The 23,433-nt window shown below is 31.4% G+C and carries 25 protein-coding genes; 14 read left to right on the top strand and 11 right to left on the bottom strand.

Annotation, left to right across the window (positions count from 1 at the left end):
• The first annotated feature begins 110 nt into the window (after positions 1-110).
• The 4 genes from L3J35_04965 to L3J35_04950 all read left to right on the top strand — a co-directional run bounded on the left by L3J35_04965 (position 111) and on the right by L3J35_04950 (position 3,041).
• Positions 111-1,028, top strand: a complete 918-nt coding sequence (locus L3J35_04965) for a ribose-phosphate pyrophosphokinase (GenBank protein MCF6365534.1) — start codon at positions 111-113, stop codon at positions 1,026-1,028.
• 158 nt (positions 1,029-1,186) lie between these two features.
• Entirely contained in the window at positions 1,187-1,840 is a 654-nt protein-coding gene (locus L3J35_04960; GenBank protein ID MCF6365533.1) for a 50S ribosomal protein L25, read from the top strand.
• A 222-nt stretch (positions 1,841-2,062) separates the two neighbouring features.
• Positions 2,063-2,680: an aminoacyl-tRNA hydrolase gene (pth, locus tag L3J35_04955; protein MCF6365532.1), complete on the top strand. Its 618-nt coding sequence runs from the start codon at positions 2,063-2,065 to the stop codon at positions 2,678-2,680.
• Positions 2,664-3,041 (top strand): RNA-binding S4 domain-containing protein, encoded by a 378-nt coding sequence (locus L3J35_04950; protein ID MCF6365531.1) that lies wholly within the window; start codon positions 2,664-2,666, stop codon positions 3,039-3,041. The genes pth and L3J35_04950 overlap by 17 nt, the downstream gene beginning before the upstream one ends.
• A 160-nt stretch (positions 3,042-3,201) precedes the next feature.
• On the opposite strand, the gene L3J35_04945 is transcribed toward L3J35_04950, so the two are convergent.
• Together L3J35_04945 and L3J35_04940 are read right to left on the bottom strand one after the other, a co-directional pair.
• A complete protein-coding gene (locus L3J35_04945; protein MCF6365530.1) occupies positions 3,202-3,948 on the bottom strand; it encodes an ATP-binding cassette domain-containing protein in 747 nt (248 codons plus the stop codon).
• The gene (locus L3J35_04940; GenBank protein MCF6365529.1) at positions 3,945-4,685 is read right to left on the bottom strand and encodes an ABC transporter permease; all 741 of its coding nucleotides are present in this window, start codon (positions 4,683-4,685) and stop codon (positions 3,945-3,947) included. Before L3J35_04940 ends, L3J35_04945 begins: the two co-directional genes overlap by 4 nt.
• A 158-nt stretch (positions 4,686-4,843) precedes the next feature.
• Between L3J35_04940 and L3J35_04935 the strand changes: the two genes are divergently transcribed.
• Genes L3J35_04935 through L3J35_04920 form a run of 4 tightly spaced genes read left to right on the top strand, consistent with a single transcriptional unit; the run spans position 4,844 to position 7,652 of the window.
• Positions 4,844-5,806, top strand: a complete 963-nt coding sequence (locus tag L3J35_04935; protein MCF6365528.1) for a hypothetical protein — start codon at positions 4,844-4,846, stop codon at positions 5,804-5,806.
• A complete protein-coding gene (locus L3J35_04930; protein ID MCF6365527.1) occupies positions 5,796-6,131 on the top strand; it encodes a TraR/DksA C4-type zinc finger protein in 336 nt (111 codons plus the stop codon). Before L3J35_04935 ends, L3J35_04930 begins: the two co-directional genes overlap by 11 nt.
• Before the next feature lie 56 nt (positions 6,132-6,187).
• Positions 6,188-6,688: a MarR family transcriptional regulator gene (locus tag L3J35_04925; GenBank protein ID MCF6365526.1), complete on the top strand. Its 501-nt coding sequence runs from the start codon at positions 6,188-6,190 to the stop codon at positions 6,686-6,688.
• A 52-nt stretch (positions 6,689-6,740) separates the two neighbouring features.
• Positions 6,741-7,652, top strand: a complete 912-nt coding sequence (locus L3J35_04920; protein MCF6365525.1) for an NAD-dependent epimerase/dehydratase family protein — start codon at positions 6,741-6,743, stop codon at positions 7,650-7,652.
• Between the two features lie 6 nt (positions 7,653-7,658).
• Here the strand turns inward: L3J35_04920 and L3J35_04915 are convergent, their stop codons facing one another.
• The gene (locus tag L3J35_04915) at positions 7,659-8,114 is read right to left on the bottom strand and encodes a methylglyoxal synthase (protein MCF6365524.1); all 456 of its coding nucleotides are present in this window, start codon (positions 8,112-8,114) and stop codon (positions 7,659-7,661) included.
• Between the two features lie 168 nt (positions 8,115-8,282).
• Here L3J35_04915 and L3J35_04910 point away from each other — a divergent pair, with 168 nt between their 5' ends.
• Both L3J35_04910 and L3J35_04905 read left to right on the top strand, forming a co-directional pair.
• A complete protein-coding gene (locus L3J35_04910) occupies positions 8,283-8,672 on the top strand; it encodes a YbjN domain-containing protein (protein MCF6365523.1) in 390 nt (129 codons plus the stop codon).
• Positions 8,673-8,768: 96 nt separating this feature from the next.
• Positions 8,769-9,440 (top strand): PspA/IM30 family protein, encoded by a 672-nt coding sequence (locus L3J35_04905; GenBank protein ID MCF6365522.1) that lies wholly within the window; start codon positions 8,769-8,771, stop codon positions 9,438-9,440.
• Between the two features lie 7 nt (positions 9,441-9,447).
• On the opposite strand, the gene L3J35_04900 is transcribed toward L3J35_04905, so the two are convergent.
• Entirely contained in the window at positions 9,448-9,591 is a 144-nt protein-coding gene (locus tag L3J35_04900; GenBank protein MCF6365521.1) for a hypothetical protein, read from the bottom strand.
• Between the two features lie 284 nt (positions 9,592-9,875).
• Between L3J35_04900 and L3J35_04895 the strand changes: the two genes are divergently transcribed.
• The 3 genes from L3J35_04895 (at position 9,876) to L3J35_04885 (ending at position 14,603) form a co-directional block, all read left to right on the top strand.
• The gene (locus L3J35_04895; GenBank protein MCF6365520.1) at positions 9,876-11,201 is read left to right on the top strand and encodes a YihY/virulence factor BrkB family protein; all 1,326 of its coding nucleotides are present in this window, start codon (positions 9,876-9,878) and stop codon (positions 11,199-11,201) included.
• A 26-nt stretch (positions 11,202-11,227) separates the two neighbouring features.
• Positions 11,228-12,298 carry an anhydro-N-acetylmuramic acid kinase gene (locus tag L3J35_04890; GenBank protein ID MCF6365519.1) on the top strand — a complete coding sequence of 357 codons (1,071 nt, stop codon included), beginning with the start codon at positions 11,228-11,230 and terminating at the stop codon, positions 12,296-12,298.
• Positions 12,299-12,581: 283 nt separating this feature from the next.
• Positions 12,582-14,603, top strand: a complete 2,022-nt coding sequence (locus L3J35_04885; protein MCF6365518.1) for an OmpA family protein — start codon at positions 12,582-12,584, stop codon at positions 14,601-14,603.
• A 34-nt stretch (positions 14,604-14,637) separates the two neighbouring features.
• Here L3J35_04885 and hypF read toward each other — a convergent pair whose 3' ends face one another.
• The 7 genes from hypF to der form a co-directional block, all read right to left on the bottom strand.
• Positions 14,638-16,908 (bottom strand): carbamoyltransferase HypF, encoded by a 2,271-nt coding sequence (hypF, locus tag L3J35_04880; protein ID MCF6365517.1) that lies wholly within the window; start codon positions 16,906-16,908, stop codon positions 14,638-14,640.
• A 6-nt stretch (positions 16,909-16,914) separates the two neighbouring features.
• Positions 16,915-17,913 carry an NAD(P)-binding domain-containing protein gene (locus L3J35_04875; protein MCF6365516.1) on the bottom strand — a complete coding sequence of 333 codons (999 nt, stop codon included), beginning with the start codon at positions 17,911-17,913 and terminating at the stop codon, positions 16,915-16,917.
• Positions 17,903-18,487, bottom strand: coding sequence for a gliding motility lipoprotein GldD (gene gldD / locus L3J35_04870; GenBank protein ID MCF6365515.1), 585 nt, complete (start codon positions 18,485-18,487; stop codon positions 17,903-17,905). The genes L3J35_04875 and gldD overlap by 11 nt, the downstream gene beginning before the upstream one ends.
• Positions 18,480-19,790 carry a gliding motility-associated protein GldE gene (gene gldE / locus L3J35_04865; protein ID MCF6365514.1) on the bottom strand — a complete coding sequence of 437 codons (1,311 nt, stop codon included), beginning with the start codon at positions 19,788-19,790 and terminating at the stop codon, positions 18,480-18,482. Before gldE ends, gldD begins: the two co-directional genes overlap by 8 nt.
• A gap of 77 nt (positions 19,791-19,867) precedes the next feature.
• On the bottom strand, positions 19,868-20,293 hold the full coding sequence (gene ssb / locus L3J35_04860) for a single-stranded DNA-binding protein (protein MCF6365513.1): 426 nt from the start codon (positions 20,291-20,293) through the stop codon (positions 19,868-19,870).
• 86 nt (positions 20,294-20,379) lie between these two features.
• Positions 20,380-20,940 (bottom strand): hypothetical protein, encoded by a 561-nt coding sequence (locus L3J35_04855; protein MCF6365512.1) that lies wholly within the window; start codon positions 20,938-20,940, stop codon positions 20,380-20,382.
• Positions 20,941-20,945: 5 nt separating this feature from the next.
• On the bottom strand, positions 20,946-22,268 hold the full coding sequence (der, locus tag L3J35_04850; protein MCF6365511.1) for a ribosome biogenesis GTPase Der: 1,323 nt from the start codon (positions 22,266-22,268) through the stop codon (positions 20,946-20,948).
• Between the two features lie 175 nt (positions 22,269-22,443).
• On the opposite strand from der, the gene L3J35_04845 reads away from it, so the two are divergent.
• Positions 22,444-23,421 (top strand): M23 family metallopeptidase, encoded by a 978-nt coding sequence (locus L3J35_04845; GenBank protein ID MCF6365510.1) that lies wholly within the window; start codon positions 22,444-22,446, stop codon positions 23,419-23,421.
• The last annotated feature ends 12 nt before the right edge of the window (positions 23,422-23,433 follow it).

Raw genomic sequence — 23,433 nt, 5'->3', positions numbered from 1 at the left:
GAATTAATAACTGTATGAAAGATACTTTCAAATAAAAGAAATTTTTAACTTTACCGCCTGAATTAAAATTAAGTATATTCACTTCTAAATTTTGAATAATGCATTCAAAAATGAAAATCTTCACAGGTACCGCTACGGAATATTTAACCCGTAAAATTGCTGACAGTTACGGTACAAGTTTAGGAAAGTCAACTGTCTTTAAGTTCAGTGACGGAGAGTTTCAACCCGGATATGAAGAAACAGTAAGAGGAAATTTTGTATTTATAGTTCAATCTACATTTCAACCTACCGATAATCTTTTTGAATTATTGCTTATGATTGATGCAGCACGCAGAGCATCAGCATACAAAGTTGTTGCTGTTATTCCTTACTTCGGTTTTGCAAGGCAAGACAGAAAAGACCGCCCGCGAGTTGCAATAGGAGCAAAATTAGTTGCAGATATTTTAACTGCAGCAGGTGCAGACAGAATTATAACAATGGACCTCCATGCCGATCAAATTCAAGGTTTTTTTAATGTTCCTGTTGACCATCTGTATGCCTCAGCTGTTTTTATCCCTCATATTAAAAGCTTGGGGCTTGATAATATTGCCATTGCTTCTCCGGATACAGGCGGAACAAAACGAGCCAATGCATACGCAAAATTCTTAAAAACTGAAATGATTATCGGTTATAAATTAAGAGAAAAAGCTAATGAAGTAAGTGAAATGAAAATTATCGGAAATGTTAAAGATAAAAATGTAATTTTAGTAGATGATATTATTGATACTGCCGGCACAATTGTAAAAGCTGCTGACGTTCTCATGAAAAAAGGAGCGAAAAGTGTAAGAGCGATTATAACACATCCCGTTTTATCAGGTCCTGCTTATGAAAGAATAGAAAATTCACAATTGACCGAATTAATTGTTTCCGACACAATTCCGTTAAAAAAACAATCATCTAAAATTAAAGTTTTAACTGTTTCAACTATTTTTGCCGAAGTGATAAAAAAAGTTTATAACTACCAGTCTATCAGCGAAAACTTTTTATAAAATACTTGATTCTAATAAAAGATTTTTTTTCAAAACAATATTTAATACTTTTGCGGCTCAATAAAAAAGCAAAATTAATAACAGTGTGATGGGAATTAAGTGCTTTATCTTTATTTTGAAGTTTTTACTTAAATTTTAGTAGCACAAATCTTAAGAGAATGAAATCAATAAAAATTAATGCAACTGAGAGAAAAGAACTCGGAAAAAAAGCAACAAAAGCAATCAGAAAACAAGACCACATTCCTTGTGTAATGTATGGGCAAAAACAAGACAATATACATTTTCACGCTCATAAAAATGAATTCAGAAAAATAATTTATACCCCGAATTCTTATATTGTTGATTTGAATATAGGAAAAAACACATGCCAGGCTATTATGCAGTCGGTTGATTTTCACCCGGTTACTGATGAAATCTTACATATTGACTTTTACCGAATTGATACTTCAAAAAAACTAAAAATAGGTGTGCCCGTTAAAACTACCGGTTTTGCTAAAGGAATACAAGACGGCGGAGTTTTAAATGTAGCCAGAAGAAAACTTTTAATAAGTGCAACTGCTGAAAATATGCCTGATGAAATTGTTATAGATATAACAGATTTAGGTATCGGAGACGCAGTAAGAGTTGATGAGTTAAATGAACAATATAAAAATCTTGATTTCTCAGACCCCCAATCAATTGTTGTAAGTGTTAACGTTACACGTCTTGCTAAAGCTATGGACGAAGAAGAACTTGAAGGAGAAGAGGGAGAAGAAGGAGAAGAAGTAGCAGAAGGAGCTGCAACAACAGAAAAAACTGAAGACAAGTCATAAATCAAGTGGTGCTATATGACTATAGTACAACTTGATAGATATTGATATAATTTGGCTGTCAAATTTTAAAATGATTAAATGCCAGAATACTTTAATGCTTAAATAATTGTTTTATTCTATCATTGAAGCATTTTGTCATTCATTTAAATAACAGTAGAACCAATTAAGTTTATGTTTAATCTTTTCAGAAAAAGAGAAAAACAAAACAATCTTGAAAATGACATGAAATACCTTATTGTCGGTTTGGGAAATCCGGGAGAAAAATATTCGGAAACCAGACATAACATAGGTTTTAAAGTATTGGACGCTTTTGCTGAAGCGTCCGATGCTGTTTTTGAGCATAAACGTTATGCAGATGTTACAAAAGTAAAACATAAAGGTCGTATTTTTGTTCTCGCAAAACCTATGACTTTTATGAATCTCAGCGGTAAAGCTGTTGATTATTGGATAAAAAAAGAAAAAGTTCCTGTTGAAAACACCCTAATTATTGTTGATGATTTGGCATTAGACTTCGGTACAATAAGGTTGAAAAATAAAGGCGGAGACGGTGGACATAACGGATTAAATGATATAATTACAGTTCTCGGGCATCAAAATTTTAACCGCTTACGTTTCGGAATAGGCGATTCTTATTCAAAAGGAAGGCAGGTTGATTATGTATTAGATGATTGGTCTGAAAATGAACAAAAATTACTTCCGGAACGAATAAAAAAGATGATAGGTGCAATTAAGAGCTTCGGAACAATCGGTATTGAACGAACAATGAATTTTTTCAATAAAAAATATGATATTGAAACGGAATTGTTAAAACTTAAAAAGAAAGATGGAGAAGTCAAATGAAAGAGCCGACAAATTTTTGTGGGCTGTTCGTTTGTATAAAACACGGAACAAAGCCGCAGAAGCCTGTAAAAAAAAACAAATAATAATCGGTGAAATTCCGGCTAAAGCTTCAAAATTACTACAAACAGGAGATGAAATTAAAATAAAACATCCTCCGGTTTTCAAAATCTATAAAATAAAACAAATACTTCATAACAGAGTAGGTGCAAAACTTGTTCAAGACTATATAGAAGAAATTACACCACAAGAATATCTGGATACTTTAGATGTTATTAATAAAAATATTGCACTTCAAAGAGACCGAGGAACCGGCAGACCGACAAAAAAAGATCGCAGAGATTTGAAAAATTTCTTTGAATAATTGGCAAGAAATGTATTTCGACAGCATATTCTTACTTCAACTGCAATCTCCGCCCGCCTTTCAAGCAGTTTTACCGTTCTGCCGAACAAATTTGTTCTTGTACGGTGTTTAATTATTTTGCAATACTGATGTCATTATAATTCGGTATTTAAAAACAACTTCAACCTTTTATACTCTTCATAAGTTTTGTGGCAAAAACAAAGTCATTTAATTCTTTATTGTCTGTTTTCAAAATTTCTTCACTGTTTCCTGTCCACCATTTTTTACCCTCAAAAATAAAGGCTACATTATCTCCTATTTCAACTACCGAGTTCATATCATGTGTGTTGATAACAGTAACAGTATTAAAATCAATAGTCAGTTCTTTAATAAGGTTGTCAATAACAATAGCTGTTTTAGGGTCTAAGCCCGAATTTGGCTCATCAAAAAATAAATATTTTGGGTTAAGAGCAATAGCTCGTGCAATTGCAACACGCTTTTGCATTCCTCCGCTTATTTCTCCCGGAAATAAATGGTCGGCATCACGTAAATTTACCCTGTCCAAACAGAAATGAGCTTGTTTTTCCATTTCTTTCTTACTTAAATCGGAGAACATCCGTAAGGGAAACATAATATTTTCAAAAACAGTTGAAGAGTCAAACAATGCACCTCCTTGAAAAACCATTCCTATTTCTTTTCTTACTTTTTGCTTTTGCTTATGATTAAGTTCAGAATAAATATCACTCCCGTAAATAACTTGCCCCTCATCAATTGTATGAATTCCCAAAATAGATTTCAACAAAACGGTTTTACCGGAACCGCTTTGCCCTATTATCAAATTTGTTTTACCTTTTTTAAAAGTTAATGAAATATCATACAGAATTTGACTTTCACCAAATGATTTTGATATGTTTTTAACTTCAATCAAGACAATAAAATTTGTGTTAAAACAACATTGAAAAACAAAATTAAAATACTGGAATAAACAACGGCTTTCGTGCTGGCTTTTCCTACTTCTAACGCCCCGCCTCTTATAAAATATGCCTGATAAGCCGGAACCGAGGCAATTACAAATGCAAATATTACAACCTTAATAAGAGAATATGTAATATAAAACGGAATGAAATAATAATGAAGCCCGTAAACAAAATCATCAACAGGAACAGCATTCGTAAAATAAACAGCTAAATATCCGCCAAAAATACCGATAAACATACTGAACAAAGTTAATAAAGGGAAAGTAAAAACAGCTGCAATAATTTTTGGCAAAACTAAATGACTTTCAGAATTCACACCCATCATGTCTAATGCTTCAATTTGCTCTCTTATTTTCATCGTACCTATTTCCGAAGCGATATTTGCACCTACTTTTCCTGCTAATATTAACCCAACAATTGTTGAAGAAAACTCTAAAAACATCGAATCTCTTGTACCCAATCCGACTAAATACAACGGAACAAAAGACAATTCAATATTATAAGCAGTTTGCAAAGTAATAACAGCACCCATAAAAACAGAAATTATAAAAACTATAACTATTGAATTAATTCCAAGCTTTTCAATTTCAAAAAAAATACTGTTTAAAAAGATATTAGGTTTTTGAGGTCTTTTAAAAACCTTCTTCATAAATAAAAAATATCTTCCTATATGATAAAATGTTCTCATTTATTATCATTTCTTTACCTACAAAGTAAGCAAAATATTTTTGAAATAACGAATTGCAATTTGAATAAACCAATTTGAAAAATATCGCAATTTGCTTTAAAGCAATTATTTTTATCTTTACACAATGTTTACAGGCATAGTTTTAACAACAACTTCTAATGAGCAGCAATAAAAGACAACTGATTAATAAATATTTCGACTTTCAAGAACTTGATTTTTCTGTATCAAAAAAATTAGCAAAATACGGAATAGGAATCTTGCTCCTCGGCATTTTATTGTTGTATCTGCAACAAATTGATGTTATAGGTAACTTCATAATCATAAGCACAATATTTATTCTGGTCGGTTTATTTTCTTTTTGGATTTTGATAAAACCTTTTATCGCAAAATCAGGCATTTTTATTTCGCAAGCCGAAGACGGCGATATGGATGTTTGGTTTTTGGAAGATATGCATGAAGTTATTAAACCCAGAGCACTGGAACAATTAAGTATAAACCCGAGCAGTTTAAAAGAAGAAAATATAATTATTATTCCTTTTCCTGTTTATTGGGAATGTTCCGGAATAAGCAAAGAAAACATTAAGCGAAAACAGGGAGAAGACGGCTCATTTATCTATACCGCTTGGCAAGTACAAGTTTTAATAGTTACCGAAAATTTTATAAGTTATTACTCTTGCACTTATGATTGGCTAAATTCAAATATAACAGATGAAAGGACAAACGAATATTTTTTCGACGATATCGCATCCGTAAGAAATGACATTATTCCGACGGAATATAAGTTTATTGATAATGAAGAAGCTAAAATCGGAAATGCAAAAGTTTTTATGCTTGCAAATATGTCGGGTGATAAGTTAACGATTATTACCGATATTCCGTCTTTAAATGTACCCGAAGGATACTCGAATAATTTAGAAAGATTAGTTCAAGCAATTCGTATGCTGCTGAGAAACAGAAGGTACGGAGAAGAAATTGAAGTGCCCGATAAAGTTGAAAAAGATGAGGAAGGTATTGAATTCGAAATTGACAATAAAACCGAAGATAAAAGCAAAGCTTATTTTCATCAGCAACTGAGAGAGTTGTATAACGAATATAACCAAGACACCGAAGATGATGAATAAAACCGAAATAACAGAGATATCCGAAAAAATTTCTGACGAGATATTTAAAACAGAAAAAAAGATTGCAGATTATAAAGAATTAAACAAACCTGTTGCTCCTGATTGTGCAATCGGCAGAATATCTCGCATGGATGCCATTAACAACAAAAGTGTTACGGATGCAGCTCTCAGGCAAGCAGAAAAAAAACTTGACGAGTTAAAGTATGTGCAAAAAACATTAGAGAATAATGATTTCGGCTTATGCGAAAGATGTAAACAAGCCATCCCTGTCCCTCGCCTGTTATTTATGCCGCAAAGCAGATTCTGTATTAACTGTACGGAATAGCCCCCAAAACTTTCAGAAAGTTTTGAAAGTTAGAAAAGTTGTTTTATATTTGCAGTATGAAACTTAGCAAAACACAAGAAGAATTTATAAAATCATGGGGCAGCCTCGGTTCTAAATGGGGTTTGAATAAAACCTTAGCACAAATTCATGCCTTATTTTTAATTACGGAAAATTCTTTAAGTGCCGAAGAAATTATGGAAACTCTAAAAATTTCTCGCGGTAATGTCAATATGAATGTCAGAACATTAATTGACTGGGGATTAGTTTATAAAGAAACAAAACTGGGAGAAAGAAAAGAATTCTTTATCGGAGAAAAAGATATGTGGCTTATTTTTAAGCGTGTACTTAAAATAAGAAAAGAACGAGAATTAGACCCGATGCTAAAGGTTCTGAAAACACTAAAGAAAAATGAAGAAAAAGACTCTGAAAACAAAAACATTATAAATCAAATTAAAAATATAGAAAAATTTGCATCAGAAGCAGATAATATGCTGGAAAAATTCATAAAAATGGATGAAAATTGGTTTTGGTCAAAATTTATTAACCTAATTAAATAATTTTTTTCACTCAAGCTTTCAATACTTCTTGAAAGTTTTAAAAGCAAATACTATGAGAAATAAAAAAATTGCAATTACCGGTGCTTTCGGTTATTCAGGGAAATACATAACTGAAAAGCTGTTCGAAAAAGGATACAAAGTTAAAACTCTTACAAATTCTCCTGACAAACCGAATCCTTTCGGCAAAAAAATTGAAGTTGCACCTTTAAGTTTTAAAGATCAAGAATTACTCGAAAAAAACCTTTCAGGTGTTGATGTGTTGATTAATACCTACTGGGTACGTTTTAACCACAAAAAATTCAATCATAATCAAGCAGTTAAGAATACAAAAATCTTGTTTGATGCAGCAAAAAAAGCCGGAGTAACAAAAATAATTCATGTAAGCATCACAAATCCTGATGCAAGTTCAGAATTGGAGTATTTTAAGGGAAAAGGAATTTTAGAAGACTATTTAAAAGTAATAATGCCTCAATATGCAATAATTCGTCCTGCAGTTTTATTCGGTAAAGAAGATATATTAATCAATAATATTGCTTGGATGATTCGACATCTTCCGGTTATAGGTGTTTTCGGAAAAGGAGATTATAAAATACAACCAATTCATGTAGAAGACTTTGCAGATGTTATAATCAAGCAAATTGAAAATAAGGAAAATGAAATTATTAATGCAATCGGTCCGGAAACATTCACATACAAAGAACTGATATCTGCAATAATGATAAATACAGGAATCAAAAAACGAATAATAAATACAAAGCCGGTTTGTGCTTATCGTGTTGCAAAAGTTATAAGTTTTCTAAAAAAAGATGTTACATTAACCAAAGAAGAAATAAAGGGCTTAATGCAAAATCTTCTTTATGTTGAAACTGAACCTACGGGTAAAGTAAAACTAACTGAATGGATTAAAAAGAACAAAAACACTCTCGGAAAAAAATATGCAAGTGAGTTATCAAGGCGAAAATAATTCAAGTTAAACATCTCGGTTAATATACTCCGAATAATCTTTAATTAAAGGTTCATAACCGCTGTGAAGCAAAGGAGACGAAATCATAAAATCCGCAGTTGACCTGTTGCAAGCCGTAGGCACATTATAAAGAACCGCAATTCGCAGAAGTGCCTTAACATCAACATCATGTGCTTGCGGCTGCATCGGATCCCAAAGAAAAATAAATAAATCAATTTCATTCTCAGTAATCAAAGCACCCATTTGCTGGTCGCCGCCGAGAGGTCCTGACTTTAATTTTACAACCGCCGGCATATTACAGTTATTCTCACCACATTTATCTTGCAATGCTTTCTCAACAAGTTTTCCTGTTGTTCCCGTACAATATATTTTATGTTTTGAAATCTCCTTCCAATTAAAACTTACCCATTCAATTAAATCTGTTTTTCTGTTATCGTGTGCTACAAGTGCAATGGTTTTCATAAAAATGTTGTGTGAAAGTTATTTATAAATTAATAATATTTTACAAACATAAACTCTCTTTGTATTAAAAACTATTCATGACTTAATTTTTTTATTATTTTTTTTAAAAAAGAAAAATATTTCATATATTTGAGAATTAAAATTTAATATTAATAAAAAAACATAGAAATGAGTAGTTACGCAAAAGTAAAAGAGTATTTAAATGAATTAAATTATTCAATTATAGGAGAAAATGAAAGCGAAGGTTTTCTTTTAATAGATAAAGAAGATGAAGGAATAAAAAATATGGCAATTGTTGTGGATGATCCTATTTTAATAATGGAACAAATTATTTTTAAAGTAAAAGGTGATGATGTTAATATGTATAAAGCATTGCTTCAAAAAAACCAAGATATTTTACACGGAGCTTTTGCACTAAATGAAGCAGGCAGCAGTATAATTTTCAGAGACACCTTACAAGTTGAAAATCTTGATTTGAATGAACTTGCAGGCTCGTTAAACTCTCTTTCTTTACTAATGAGCGAATATGCCGATCAAATTATTAAATTTTCGGCATAATAAAATATAAAACTTATTTTTAAAAAGTGTCAAATTATAACAAGTTACACTGCTTCGTTATTATTTGGCATTTTTTTTACCTAAAAAACAATTATTATGGGAATTATCAGAAAAATATACGACAAAGGAGAAGATACCGTTAACAATATCAAAAAAAAGTACTATAATCCTCTTAAAGAATTTGAAAAAGAAATAAACAATTTAAAAGCTTATTTAAAAGAAAGCAAAAGCCTTGCTGCTCATATAAATGCTTTAAGAATAAGAGCCGAAACCGATATAACAAACCATTCCGAAAAAGTTCTTAAATACAAGCAAAAAGCAGAAGATACAATTAAAAAAGTAGCGTCAAAAGAAATACCCGAAGATGCCGGCGAAAAAATATCTGTTCATGCCCTAGGATTGAAAAAAACTTATGAGAAAAGAATTGAAGACCTTAAAAATAAAATTCCGACTTATGATGAAGAATTAAAACTTCTGAAAGAAAAAATATCCGACCTAAAACTAAAAATTGAATATTACGAAAATGAATATAGCTTTTTGAAAAATAAAACAGGAAAAAGAAAGCAAAAAAGCCACACTTTTTTTTATAGCGATTCAAGCATCATAACAAGATTAGAGAAATTAAAAGATGCAATTTTAAAACAAAATCAACAAAAAGATTTTTATTCTGAACAATCCGATAAAATGTACGAAAACATAAATAATGACGAAATATTTGATGAATACAATAAACTTAAAAAAAACTTTAAAAATAAAAATAACGCCTAATCTGCCGTTAGTATAATTTATAGGGTAAATTAGGAACATAAACATTGTTTTTGCTGAAAGTACCCGAAGAAACATCAAGAGCAAAATATAGCCTTGTCATTAAGCCGTAATTAGGGTTTGCTGAAAAGATCACAGGTGCATTAGATTTCAAGTTTCTCGTTTGAAGTCGTATATAAATACTACGAAATAAGAGAAATTTGAAAGATGATGTGCCTGTGGGCAGATAAAATATTTTACACAAGTGCAAGGAAATAGGGTTAAATGAACTGAAAACCTTGCACTTGTATATGCAAACAGCCCTATAAATAGCTTATATACAGAAGATTTAGCGTTTTTCGGTAAGCCCTAATTATTAATATTTGCTCCTGTTTGAAAACGAACACCCGTTGATTTTGTTTTCAAAAAACTTAATTTTGAAGAAATAATTACTGTAAAATGAAGAAGAAAATTAAAAAACTCAAAGAGTTTATTAAAAATGAACTTTGGACATTTGATATTGATAAAGCCTCAAAGCCGAAAAAAGCATTAATAACTTTGTTAAGAACTGTTTCTTTAGGCTTAAAAGGCTTTAAAGAAGACAAATTAAATATAAAAGCCTCAGCACTGACATATTTCACTCTGCTTTCAATTGTTCCTGTTTTAGCTTTGGGGTTTGGTATTGCAAAAGGCTTTGGTTTAGAGGCTGTTTTAGAAGATGAAATTGCAAAAAGCATGGCAGGTCAAGAGGAGGCAATGAATTATATTTTAGAATTTACTCGCTCTATGTTGGGAACTGCAAAAGGAGGGCTTATTGCAGGGCTTGGGTTTGTTTTATTATTGTGGTCAGTTATTAAACTTCTTTCAAATATTGAAAATTCATTTAATACTGTTTGGGATATCAAAAAACCCCGAGGAATCATAAGAAAATTTACCGATTATCTCACAATTATGATGTTAGGTCCTATTTTTATGATTCTTGCCGGAAGTATTACTGTTTTTATTTCTGCAAAAATGACAGGCTTACAAGATAATACAATGTTTCAATTTGCCACTCCGCTATTCTTAAAATTTGCCAAAATAATCCCCTTTATAATAATCTGGATTATTTTTACTTTGCTGTATTTAGTAATGCCGAATACAAAGGTAAAATTCAAATCTGCTTTAATAGGAGGAATAATTGCCGGAACTATCTTCCAACTTTTTCAAGGATTATATGTTTCTTTTCAATCCGGAGCAACCAGAATGAATGCAATTTACGGAAGTTTTGCCGCACTTCCGTTATTTCTTATTTGGCTGCAAATAAGTTGGTTCGTTGTTTTGCTGGGGGCAGAAATTTCTTTTGTTGTTCAAAATATAAAATTAAAAGGAGCAAGTATGCAAATGCAAAAATTAAGTATTTCATACCAAAAGAAAATAGCACTTTTATTAGTAAAAAAGCTGAGCGATTATTTTTCGAAAGCAGAAAAAGCACCGACTGCACAAAATCTTGCAGGCAAAACATCAATTCCGGTTTTTACGGTTGAATTTATACTGAAAAATTTAACCGATGCAGGAATTATCTCAAAAATAAAACGCAAAGGAAATATTTGTTATCAACCGGCAATGGGTTTAAATAATTTAAGTATTGCAAAAATTACTGATGCTTACGAAGAAACCGGTAATGATTTTTCATACTACATTAAAAGTAAGCTGTTTAAAGAATTAGAAAGCAAGTTGAAAGCAATTAAAGAATATCAATACAAGTCTGAAAATAATATTCTTTTAACAGATATTCAAGTATAATAGTTTTATGATTTGCAAACAAGAAAATGAAAAATAACGAAGCAATAATACTCGGTGTTATGTCCGGAACTTCTCTTGACGGTTTAGATTTTGCATTATGTAAATTTCAAAAAGACAAAGATGCATATTCTTTCAGTTTGTTGAAAACAGGTTTTGTATCCTACGAAAAAGAAATAAAAACATCATTATCAAACGCACAAAACTTAAATGCTTTTGATTTTATAAAATTACATAAACAATACGGAAAATACATAGGCAAAAAAATTAATACATTTTTAAAAAATGAGATAAAACCGGATTTTATTGCATCTCACGGACATACAATTTTTCACAAACCAAATGAAAATATTACATTCCAAATCGGAGATGCGGCATTTATTGTTGCAGAAACCGACATTTCAGTAATTTCCGATTTCCGAAACTTAGATACTGCCTTGAAAGGGCAAGGGGCTCCTTTAGTTCCCGTCGGAGATAAATACCTTTTTCACAAATATGATTTTTGTATTAATCTGGGCGGTTTTGCAAATGCTTCTTACGATAATAAAAAAGGAGAACGTATTGCATTTGATATTTGCCCGATAAACTTTATTATTAACAGTTTGGTAAAATCTTTCGGAAAAGAATTTGATAAAGACGGAAAAATAGGGAAAACCGGAAGCATAAATATAAAACTTCTTGAAGATCTTAATAATATTCCGTTTTATTTTCAAAAAGCACCAAAATCATTAGGTCGAGAATATGCAGAAAAATATTTTTATCCTCTGCTGGCAAACTTTAATATTCCCGATGAAGATAAAATCAGAACTTTTTACAGACATATTGCTGTTCAAATTGCAAAAGTTATAAACACAAAAAATAATTCTGAAATATTAATAACCGGCGGCGGTGCACATAACAAGTTCCTAATATCAGAAATAGAATCGGAAATACATCAAAAAGTTATAATTCCGGATAAAGAAACCATTGATTTTAAAGAAGCAATAATTTTTGCATTCCTGGGTTATCTAAGAATAAATAAAAGTGTAAATGCACTTAAATTTGTAACGGGAGCAATAAAAGACAATATCGGAGGTTCAATTTTTATTACAAAAACCTAATTATCAGCATTTAACACAAATTATGTAATAGAAGTTTGTTATGAGGTTTGAAAGTACAATAAAATATGACGTTTTATTATATTAAGCACAGCACCACTACGGTTTATGTGAAAAATGTAACGAAGTGTTATATTTTAATGCAACTTATCAAAAAATAAAACAGCTTTATCAAGTGAATTTTATTTTCATTCAAATATTATTATTTTTGCTGAAACATCTTTATTTAAACTCAATTAAATAAAAACTTATAAAAAGGCATAATTCAATTAAAAAAATCGAAACCATGTTTAAATCTTTCTTCATAATAACTTTCTTATCTTTTACAATTACTTTCGGCGGATTCTCTCAAAAAAGAAGCCTGAAAAAAGCAGATGAAGCTTTTAATATCGGCGAATATCATATCGCTTACGATATTTATGAAGCAACTTACGAAAAATTAACGGCAAAAGAGGACAAAGCAAATGTTTCATACAAGCTGGGCGAATGCAGCAGAATTATGATGAATGAAAGAAAAGCAGCAAAATGGTATAAAAAAGCAACAAGATACGAAATTAAATACCCTGTTGCATGGTTATATCTCGCAAATGCACAAAAGATGCTCGGTAAATATGAAGAAGCAAAAGAAAACTATAAAAAGTATCAAAATTTGGTTCCGAATGATTCAAGAGGGAAAAACGGTGTAAAATCTTGCGAATTTGCTCAAGACTGGATAGATAATCCGACAAGGTTTACAGTTGAAATTGCAGAAGACATAAACTCCTCTTCGTCAGACTTTTGCCCTTCATTCGGAAAAAGCAAATCTGAAATCTATTTCTCATCAACACGAGAAAGTGCAAACGGAAAAGAAGTCAGTAACATTACCGGGCAAAGTTATTCCGATATTTTTGTAGTTACCAAAGACCGAAAAGGAAAGTGGAGCGTACCTGTCCCTGTTGACGGAAATGTAAATTCACCGGGTAGTGAGGGTTCTGCAGTTATTATTAACGAAGGCTCAATTATGTATTTTTCAATGTGCAAGCAAACCGAGGGAGCAAATATGGGTTGTAAAATATATAAATCAAAGAATAATGCAGGAGGTTGGTCAGACCCGCAAGAAGTTGTATTAAAAGGTGACAGCACTGTTTCTGTCGGACATCCTGCAGTTTCAGAAGATGAGCTGATAATGTATTTTGTAAGCGACAGCATACCCGGGGTTAAAGGTTTCGGCGGAAAAGATATTTATTTTGTTAAACGGGAAAGTGCAACTTCTGCATGGGGAAATATTCAAAATGCCGGATCAAAAATTAATACAAAAGGAGATGAGAAATTTCCGTATTTAAGACAAAACGGAGAATTATATTTTGCTTCTGACGGACATGTAGGAATGGGCGGACTGGATATTTTTAAAGCAAAGAAAAACGGAACCGTTTGGGAAGTTGAAAATATGAGATACCCCATAAACTCATCAAAAGATGATTTCGGAATAACTTTTTACGAAAACAAAAGTACAGGCTATTTCTCATCTAAAAGAAACAAGAAAATAAATATTTATTCTTTTTCTATGCCTGATTTAATTTTTACAATGAGAGGTTTAGTTAAGAATTCAGATGCAAATGCTCCGCTTCCCGGTGCAAATGTAAAACTTACAAGTCCGAGCGGGCATGAAGTTGAAATAACCTCTGCTTCTGACGGAACATTCCGTTTTAATTTAAAACCGAAAACAGATTATTCTGTTATTGCTTCAAAAAGTAAATTCTTAACTGCAATTGCAGACCGTTCGACAAAAGGACTTACAAAAAGTAAAGAATTTGATATTGTTTTAGAACTTGAACCGTACGGAAACAAACAAATAGAACTTCCTAACATTGAATATGCTCTCGGCTCAGTTGAATTAAGACCCGAATCAATGGTTTCTTTAGATAAATTAGTACAAACATTAACCGTAAATTCAAATATAACTATTGAACTTGCTGCAAACACAGATTTCAGAGGCAGTGAAGAATCTAATCAAATTCTATCGGAAGGAAGAGCTCAATCAGTTATTGATTATTTAATTTCAAAAGAAATAAAAGCTGACCGCTTAACACCGGTAGGAAACGGAGAAAAAGTTCCGAAGAAAATTTCGTCTAAAACAAAAGTCGGCAGAAAAGTTCTTGCAACACATAAATTTTTGAAAAACGGAGATGTTCTTACAGAAGAATTTATAAATAATTTAGAAACCGAAGAGCAAAAAGAAATTTGTCATCAATTAAACCGTAGAACAGAATTCAGAGTTTTAAGAGATGATTACGGAATAAATGCGGTTAAATTCGGAGGCGGAAATTAAAATCAATAATGTTCCGGACAGTATTAAGGCTGTATTACGTTAGATTTGCCCCAATAATTAATTGCCCTAATGCAATACCGCCGTCATTTGTCGGGATTTTTTCAGATGAAAAAACTTCAAATTCGTTTGCCGTAAGTCGGGTTTCAATATTTGCAAGCAAATATTTATTTTGAAATGTTCCGCCCGAAAGTACAACTTTATTAATTCCGATTTTTTGTTTCATTACAGCTGACATCTTCATAACAACTTCAATAATAGTATTATGAAATTTTGCTGAAATATCTGACTTATCCACACCCGATTTTATATCATTAATAATACCTTCAAACATCTTTTTAAAAGATACAACATCTGTAACTTCGAAACTATAGCAATCGATAACTGATTCATTAATAATTGATTCCAAACACATAGGAGCTTCGGCATGGTAGCCTGCAATATTAACCAAACCGGTTAAAGACGCAACTGCATCAAATAATCTTCCGGCACTTGATGTTTTGTAAGTATTAAAATTATTCTCTAAAACTTGCTTATACATCTTAATTTTGTCTGTACCTATTTTTTCTGTAAAGAACGGAACAGAATCAAAAATTTCCTTACCAAAATAATGATAAAGATAAGATGCGGCGCTTCGCCAGGGTTCTTTTGAAACAGAATCGCCTCCGGAAACGGTTATATATTCAAAATGTGAAAAACGCTTATAGCTTGACAAATCATTTACAAAAAACTCACTGCCCCAAATATTACCGTCGTTACCCAAACCTACTCCGTCAAAACTGATACCTATAACTTTTTCGTCAAGCCGATGCTCTGCCATGCAAGAAACAATATGTGCATGGTGGTGCTGAACCTTTATTAACATTGTTTCGGGATGTTGCTTATGCAATTCTTCGGCAAACTTACTTGATAAATAATCGGGATGTAAATCTGTAACAATCACTTTCGGTTTGAACCGAAAAAGGCGTTTGTATAGTTCAAAACTTTCTTTGTAAAACTCAAAAGTTTCGAGATTTTTTAAATCTCCGATGTGTTGGCTCATAAAAGCTTTGTTCCCCTTGCCTATGCAAAAGCAATTGACAAATTCTGAACCGGCTGCAAAAATTCCTTCAACATTAAATTTTGTTGCAATTGATGCCGGAGCAAAACCTCTTGAACGTCTTAATAAACGAAGTTTATCATTTATGAGTATTCCTACACTATCGTCAGTTCGGTTATGTATTTTTCGATTGTAAGTAATTACAGCATCAACTTTTTCCGAAAATTGTTTTATTGCCTCTTTATTGCTTGTAATAATGGGTTCATCGGTAAAATTTCCGCTGGTAAGAACAATTGCATCTGTTTTTAATTGTTCAAAAAGCATATAATGAAAAGGCATATACGGTAACATAACACCAAGATTTGCCAACTTATTTGAAACCGAAGCGACTAATTGTTTTTTAGATTTCAACAATAAAATTGGTCTTTGCCAAGAGGTTAATTCTTTTTTCTCTTGTTTTGAAATTTCAACATATTTTTCGGCAATTGTTGTATTTTTCATCATTACGGCAAAAGCTTTGCTTTCTCTGTTTTTTAATGTCCGCAATGAAGTTACGGCATCTTCATTTGTTGCATCGCACATTAAATGATAGCCTCCGAGACCTTTAACCGCAATTATTTTTCCTTGTTCTGTTAGTTCTGAACTTAATCGAATTATTTCATTTATATCAATAATTTCACCCCCCTTATAATGAAGCGTATAAGTAGGTCCGCAAGTATTACAAGCAACCGGTTGTGCATGAAAACGTCTGTCGTAAATATCGATATATTCGCTTTTGCAAGTTTCACACATTTCAAATTCTTGCATTGTTGTTTTTGCTCTGTCGTATGGCAAATCTTTAATAATTGTAAAGCGAGGACCGCAATTTGTACAGTTAGTAAACGGGTAATTTATTCTGTGTTTTTGAGATTTAATATCTTCAAGACAATCATTACAAACAGCAATATCCGGACTTACTTCGGTAACGGCATCAGAAGTGCTTTCGCTTTTTTTAATAGAGAAGCTCTCAAAATTTTCAAGGTTGATTTCTGCTAAGGTAACTTCTTCAATTGAAGAGGCAACAGGAGCATTTTTTTTTATTGTTTTAATAAATTTAACAATTATTGTTTTAGTTGCATTTGCATGAATTAAAACACCGTCGTTTCTATTTTCAACCCAACCTTTTAATTTATATTTCTCGGCAAGAACATAAATAAAAGGTCTGAAACCTACACCTTGAACAAGTCCGGTGATTTTTATTCGGTAAGTTTTTGTTTTCTCATAATTCATATATAATCAATCAATTAAATCTGTTAATTTCAGAATTTCATTATTAACTGATTTTTGTTGATACAAAATTGCATAAACTGCATTTAAAATAGGCAGGTAAATATCATGTTTTTTATTAATCTCGAAAACACCTTTTACGGCATAATAACCTTCCGGAATCATCTTCATTTCTAATAATGCAGATTTTACGGAATATCCTTTACCTATCATTGTGCCGAACATTCGATTTCTGCTGAATTTTGAATATGCAGTAACCAATAAATCTCCCAAATATGCAGAGTTTTTTATGTCTCTTGAAATAGGATGAACTTTATCAACAAACCGTTTTATTTCTCGAATTGCATTTGAAACAAGAACAGCCTGAAAATTATCTCCGTAACCTAATCCGTGACAAATTCCGGAAGCAATTGCAAAGATATTTTTTAAAACCGCAGAATATTCCGTACCGTATATATCACCCGAGATTTTAATTTTTGTATAATGTGTTTTTAATCTGTTTCCGATAAATTTTGCAAGATTTTCATTCTCTGATGCAACCGTTAAATATGACAATCTTTCCAAAGCAACTTCTTCGGCATGGCAGGGTCCGGTTATAACACCAATATTTTGGACGGGGATTTTGTACTTTTCATGAAAATATTCAGCAATAATTTGATTTCCGGCAGGTATTATTCCTTTTACGGCAGAAAAAATAAATTTTCCGGAAAAACTGATATTATTTTTTAAAAGTGCATCTTTTATAAATGCCGAAGGAATTGCAATAATAATTAAATCAGAGTTTTTTATTACATAATTTATATCATCACACAAAGAAATTTTTTCTGTTACTATTTCAACTGAACTTAAATAAAATTTATTCCGCCGATGTTCTTTTATATGATTTATATTATCTTGGTTTCGAATAAACCAATTTATTTTTTCTTTATGCCTTGATTCTGACAGTAATTTAATAATTGCGGTTGCCCAACTTCCGCCCCCGAGAATTCCTATTTTTTTAATATTCATTTTTCCATTCAAATGTTTCAATCATTCGGTCAATATCTTTTCGAAGAAATTTTAATGACGGTGCTAATGAATCTTTATTCGGAACACAGTTAAAATAAAATGCACCTCTGAGAAAATGTTTTGTGCTGTCGGTTAAATAAAATTGGATTTGTGAAGCAACATCACCTTTTATGTCGTAAAGTATTCCATAAACATGTTTTTCTTCATTATTCCATATTTTGGGGTTTATTGCATCTGCTTTAATTGTGTGTTTATATGCAAGTTCTCGAGTATCTTCCTCGTATTCGTCTAAATTATTTCTAATATCTTTATAGCTGAGAAAAACTGTTGCCGTAAATTGCGGGAAGTTCCAATCCGACCAATATTTTTCGGCACCATTGCTGCTGTCTTTTTCAACTTTTGAGTAAACAGGAATTTCAAATTTGTAAGGATAAGCCGAATCAAATAATTTGTACTCTTTTTCAGGGAAATCAATTCTTAAATATCCGTGAGATTTTGGATAATATGTTTCTTCGCATGAAAAAAAAATAAGAGCTAATAAAATGAAACTTATTTTTAGGATAACTTTAATCATTAATTTTTAATTTTATTTTCTTAATCTTTCTGTTATCAGCGGAATCAATAGTAAAAGTATATTTGTCTATTTTAATAACTTCTCCTTTTTTAGGTATTTCGCCTTGTTTTTCAAGAATTAATCCTGCCAAAGAATCGGCTTCGCCTCTTACTTTTTCAAAAATATCTTCTTTAATTTCTAAAACTTTATAAAAATCGTTTAATTGTATTTTCCCGTCAAAAATATAGTTTTTATCATCAATTTTCTGAAAGTTCTTTTCTTCTATATCTTTCTCATCACTTATTTCTCCTACAATTTCTTCAATAATATCTTCCATTGTTGCAATTCCGAGAAAACCTCCGTATTCATCGGTTACAATTGAAATGTGAATTTTCTTTTGCCTGAAATCTTCCAGCAAATCATTAATTTTCATTGTTTCGGGAACAAAAAAAGGAGTTTTTATATGCTGTTGCCATTTGTAGTTTTCAACATCGATATTTCGCAGTAAATCTTTTATTAATAATATGCCTTTTATGTTGTCATGGTTTTCTTCATAAACAGGGATTCTGGAAAAACCTGACTCTATAATCAATGACTTTAATTTATTATAACTGAAGTTTATATCTGCGGCAACTACATCAACACGGGGTTTCATAATTTCTTTTACATCAATGCTGCCGAAAGTTACAATGCGTTCAAGAATGCCTTTATCTTGCTTGATATCGGCTTCTGTGAGTTCCAAAGCATCCGATAAATCTTCAACAGAAATATTTTGTTTCATTTTTAAACGCTTGTTAACAAACGAAGTTGATTTTATTAAAAGATTACTTACAGGCATAAATAACTTCATTGAAAGCGATAAAGGATAAACGGTAAATTTTGCAAATTTTAAAGATGCTTCGGTTGCGTAAACTTTCGGAATAATTTCACCGAATAATAATAATAGAAAGGTAATTGTAACAATTTGAATAAGAAAAACTAACCAATCGGGGGTATTTGAAAAATCTACGGCACTATTTATAACATACGCTGACAGCATTACTATTCCGACATTTATAAAATTATTTGCAATAAGAATAGTGGCTAAAAGTTTTTCGGGTTTTTTAGTAAGGCTTAAAATTAAATTGTTTTTTTTTGAGTCTGTTTCAAGCAGTAAGTTTTTTTGGGACGGCGATAATGAAAAAAATGCAACTTCAGAGCCTGAAACTAATGCAGATGAAATTAATAATATTAAAATTCCGGCAATTCCCCAATATATTCCGGATGTCAGGGGGATAATAATTATGTTTAATTGTATTAAACTAAATAAAGGCTCAGGGTCCAAGGTTTAATTTATTTATGTTAAAAATAAAAGAAAGATGTTGCTCAGAACAACATCTTTCTTATTTGAATTATTACTTATTAAAACGGTAAATCGTCAACATCTTCGAATGTATCTGTATCGGGTTCTTCTATATTCGGTTTTTCTTCATTTTTAGGCACATTTTTAGAAACATTTGTGTCTTTACTGTCGAGCATTGTAAGTTCTTTGCATAAAATTTCGGTAAAATATTTAGTTTGACCGTCTTTTTCGTATTTTCTGTGTGTAAGTTTTCCTTCGATATAAAGTTTAGAACCTTTTTTTACATATTTTTCAACTACTTTTGCCAAGCCTCTCCACACAACAATGTTATGCCACTCTGTATTTGTAACTTTCTCTCCGTCACGATTTTTATATGAATCACTGGTTGCTAAACTGAATTTTGCAACAGGTACATCTTCTTTAATATATTTAACTTCAGGATCTCCGCCTACATTTCCGATTAAAATAACTTTGTTTACCGACATAACTAATTTGTTTTATGGTTAGTATTTATTATTACAAGAGTCAAAAATATATATTTTTTCTTTTATAGCATCACTTTTTTGATGATTTATTCATTATTTAATATCATCGGGAATTCACCTACTGTATCCAAATAAAGTACGGGGGTTTGCTCAATATTACTTTTGTTAAGTTTTCTGTCGATGATATAGAATTCAAAAAATATAGAGTCAAATAGTAATGTGTCGTTATAATAAGGGAAAGTCCATTCTATAAACACATCTGCAATAAGAAGTTTGTTCTGACCTTGAGGTTCGACGTAAGGTATTCTGAAGTTATAGTTTTCTGTTGTATCAGCAATTATTGTATCTCCGTTTTTCACTTCAAACATTGTTGCAATAAAATTATTTACATATAAACTGTCAACTTCAATTCCTATTGTATCTGTTTCTTCTAAGCCTATATTTCCGTCGCCGTCAATCAGTCCGAACCTTAATTTATACATTTTTTCGGGGTTTCCTAATGTGTCGTTGCTGTTTAAAAGAATAACTTGTTTAAAATCAATTTCAGGTATTTCAGAATAAGATTGAGGTTTAGGACATGCCGAAAAAATTAGCAAGCTTGATATTAAAATAACTGAAAGAAAAATATTTTGAATTTTTAACTTCATTTTTATTATTTTTTCTCTTTTGCTTTATTTCTGAAAAACAGTTTTAACGGCACGCCGGTAAAGTTATAGTGTTCTCTCAGCTTATTTTCCAAATATCTTCTGTATGAATCTTTTATTAGTTTGGGATGGTTACAAAAGAACGCAAATGTCGGAGAATAAGTCGGTAACTGAGTAACGAATTTTATGTTAATATATTTTCCCTTTTGTGCAGGGGGTGAAAAATTCTCTATTTCTTTCAGCATTATTTTATTCAGTTCGGGAGTTGCAATTCTTCTTTTTCTGTTATTGAATACTTGAACGGCAGCTTCTAAAGCTTTAAAAATTCGTTGTTTTGTAAGGGCTGAAATAAAAACTATAGGAACATCTTTAAACGGTGCTAATTTTTCTCTGATTTCCTCTTCTGCTTTTTTGATTGTATTTGTTTCTTTTTCTGCCAAATCCCACTTATTCATTAATACAACAACACCTTTGCTGTTTTTTTGTATCAAATTATATATACTTAAATCCTGTGCCTCCACGCCTCTTTGTGCATCAATCATTAACAGGCAAACATCAGAATTTTCAATAGCTCTTATTGCTCTCATTACGGAGTAGAATTCAATATCTTCCGAAACTTTTGCTTTTTTTCTGATTCCGGCTGTATCAACTAAAATAAAATCATGCCCGAATTTATTATAATGTGTATTTATTGAATCTCGTGTAGTTCCGGAAACCGGAGTAACAATATTTCTTTCTTCTCCTATTAATGAATTAATTAAAGACGATTTCCCTGCATTAGGTCTTCCCACAACAGCAAACCGAGGCAATTCACTTTCTTCAATAAATTCTTCTTTTTTAGGGAATGCTGCAACAACAGCATCAAGCAAATCGCCTGTTCCTGAGCCGTTTATAGAAGAAATGGGGAATAAATCAGGTAAGCCTAATTTGTAAAATATATCTGCATCGTATTGCAATGCTGAATTATCTACTTTATTTACGACTAAAAAAATAGGTTTTTCAATTTTTCTCAGAATTCTTGCAACTGTCAAGTCCAAATCCGTAATTCCGGTCATAACATCTGTAACAAACAAAATAATATCTGCCTCTTCAATTGCTATGTCAACTTGCTTTCTTATTTCTTCTTCAAAAATATCGTCAGAGCCTTTAACATACCCTCCGGTATCGATTAATGAGAATTCAAGTCCGTTCCAATCTGTTTTCCCGTAATGCCTGTCACGAGTAACTCCGCTTGACTCATGGATAATTGCTTTCCTTTCTTGGGTAAGCCTGTTAAAAAGTGTTGATTTCCCAACATTCGGTCTTCCTACTATAGCTGCAATATTGCTCATATATTCTATTAATAATTTGCAAAGATATTTAAAATTGCTTATTTATTAGACTTACAAGAAAAAATATTCTCTAAACATTGTGATTTTAAATAATTTATACATATTTTTGTCAATTAGTTTTGACAAGCCTAAGAAAAACATATTTTTACTATGACATAACTCAAATAATATTGTCATGAGAAAAAACAAATACAAGTTCAATGCCGATACATTGACCTATGAAGTTAAAGAAAAAAATAACTTTAAAGGTTTACTTAGAACCATATTGCCGAAAGTTCTTTTTTCAGCAGTATTAGGGATAATATTTTTTTTCATTTTCACTTCATTTATAATAAGCCCGGAAGAACTTTTTATTTCAGAAAAAAGCAATGAATTAAAAATTAAATATGCACTTTTAGATAAGGAGTTGGACTATACAGTTAAGAGCTTGGAAATTTTACAAAACAGAGATGATAATTTGTATCGTATGATTTTTCAAACAAGTCCGGTTCCTGAATTTAAGAGAAATGCCGGTATAGGAGGCAGCGATAAGTATAGTTATTTCAGGAAATATGAAAATTCGGATATATTGATAAACACAAGCCAGAAAACAGATATTTTATCGCGTGTTATGCTGGTTCAATCCGAGTCTTATAATGAAATTTTTGAGTTAGTTAAAAATACAGAGAAAATGGCTGCATGTATTCCTGCCATTCAACCTATAGCTATAGATGATTTAACAAGATTCGGCTCAGCCTTCGGATATCGTATGCACCCGATTTTAAAAATATTAAAAAAACATACCGGAGTTGATTTAACAGCTCCGAGAGGCACAAAAATATATGCAGCCGGTGACGGTATTGTATTTCAAGCAGGAGGTTCTTCAGGAGGATACGGAAGGTTAGTGAAAATAAATCACGGTTTCGGTTATACAACCTTCTATGCTCACATGCAAAAAATTATTGTACGCCCGGGCCAAAGAGTAAAACGAGGAGATGTTATCGGTTATGTGGGAAGTACAGGATTATCAACCTCACCCCATTTACATTATGAGGTAAGAATAAATAATAAGCCTGTAAATCCGGTGAATTTCTATTATGAAGATTTAACCGATGAAGAGTATCATGAAATGATTGAAGCTTCGTCAAAAGCACAAACACATATTTTTGAATAATTTAAAGAAGGT

This window comes from Bacteroidales bacterium (assembly GCA_021648725.1).
In the GTDB taxonomy this organism is placed as follows: Bacteria; Bacteroidota; Bacteroidia; order Bacteroidales; family JAADGE01; genus JAADGE01.
This window is presented reverse-complemented; position numbering and strand designations above follow the sequence as displayed.

Coding starts and splice junctions, on each gene's coding strand:
- L3J35_04965 (MCF6365534.1), top strand. CDS start 111: ATGAAAATCTTCACAGGTACCGCTACGGAATATTTAACCCGTAAAATT.
- L3J35_04960 (MCF6365533.1), top strand. CDS start 1,187: ATGAAATCAATAAAAATTAATGCAACTGAGAGAAAAGAACTCGGAAAA.
- pth (MCF6365532.1), top strand. CDS start 2,063: ATGAAATACCTTATTGTCGGTTTGGGAAATCCGGGAGAAAAATATTCG.
- L3J35_04950 (MCF6365531.1), top strand. CDS start 2,664: ATGGAGAAGTCAAATGAAAGAGCCGACAAATTTTTGTGGGCTGTTCGT.
- L3J35_04940 (MCF6365529.1), bottom strand. CDS start 4,685: ATGAGAACATTTTATCATATAGGAAGATATTTTTTATTTATGAAGAAG.
- L3J35_04935 (MCF6365528.1), top strand. CDS start 4,844: ATGAGCAGCAATAAAAGACAACTGATTAATAAATATTTCGACTTTCAA.
- L3J35_04930 (MCF6365527.1), top strand. CDS start 5,796: ATGATGAATAAAACCGAAATAACAGAGATATCCGAAAAAATTTCTGAC.
- L3J35_04925 (MCF6365526.1), top strand. CDS start 6,188: ATGAAACTTAGCAAAACACAAGAAGAATTTATAAAATCATGGGGCAGC.
- L3J35_04920 (MCF6365525.1), top strand. CDS start 6,741: ATGAGAAATAAAAAAATTGCAATTACCGGTGCTTTCGGTTATTCAGGG.
- L3J35_04915 (MCF6365524.1), bottom strand. CDS start 8,114: ATGAAAACCATTGCACTTGTAGCACACGATAACAGAAAAACAGATTTA.
- L3J35_04910 (MCF6365523.1), top strand. CDS start 8,283: ATGAGTAGTTACGCAAAAGTAAAAGAGTATTTAAATGAATTAAATTAT.
- L3J35_04905 (MCF6365522.1), top strand. CDS start 8,769: ATGGGAATTATCAGAAAAATATACGACAAAGGAGAAGATACCGTTAAC.
- L3J35_04895 (MCF6365520.1), top strand. CDS start 9,876: ATGAAGAAGAAAATTAAAAAACTCAAAGAGTTTATTAAAAATGAACTT.
- L3J35_04890 (MCF6365519.1), top strand. CDS start 11,228: ATGAAAAATAACGAAGCAATAATACTCGGTGTTATGTCCGGAACTTCT.
- L3J35_04885 (MCF6365518.1), top strand. CDS start 12,582: ATGTTTAAATCTTTCTTCATAATAACTTTCTTATCTTTTACAATTACT.
- hypF (MCF6365517.1), bottom strand. CDS start 16,908: ATGAATTATGAGAAAACAAAAACTTACCGAATAAAAATCACCGGACTT.
- L3J35_04875 (MCF6365516.1), bottom strand. CDS start 17,913: ATGAATATTAAAAAAATAGGAATTCTCGGGGGCGGAAGTTGGGCAACC.
- gldD (MCF6365515.1), bottom strand. CDS start 18,487: ATGATTAAAGTTATCCTAAAAATAAGTTTCATTTTATTAGCTCTTATT.
- ssb (MCF6365513.1), bottom strand. CDS start 20,293: ATGTCGGTAAACAAAGTTATTTTAATCGGAAATGTAGGCGGAGATCCT.
- L3J35_04855 (MCF6365512.1), bottom strand. CDS start 20,940: ATGAAGTTAAAAATTCAAAATATTTTTCTTTCAGTTATTTTAATATCA.
- der (MCF6365511.1), bottom strand. CDS start 22,268: ATGAGCAATATTGCAGCTATAGTAGGAAGACCGAATGTTGGGAAATCA.
- L3J35_04845 (MCF6365510.1), top strand. CDS start 22,444: ATGAGAAAAAACAAATACAAGTTCAATGCCGATACATTGACCTATGAA.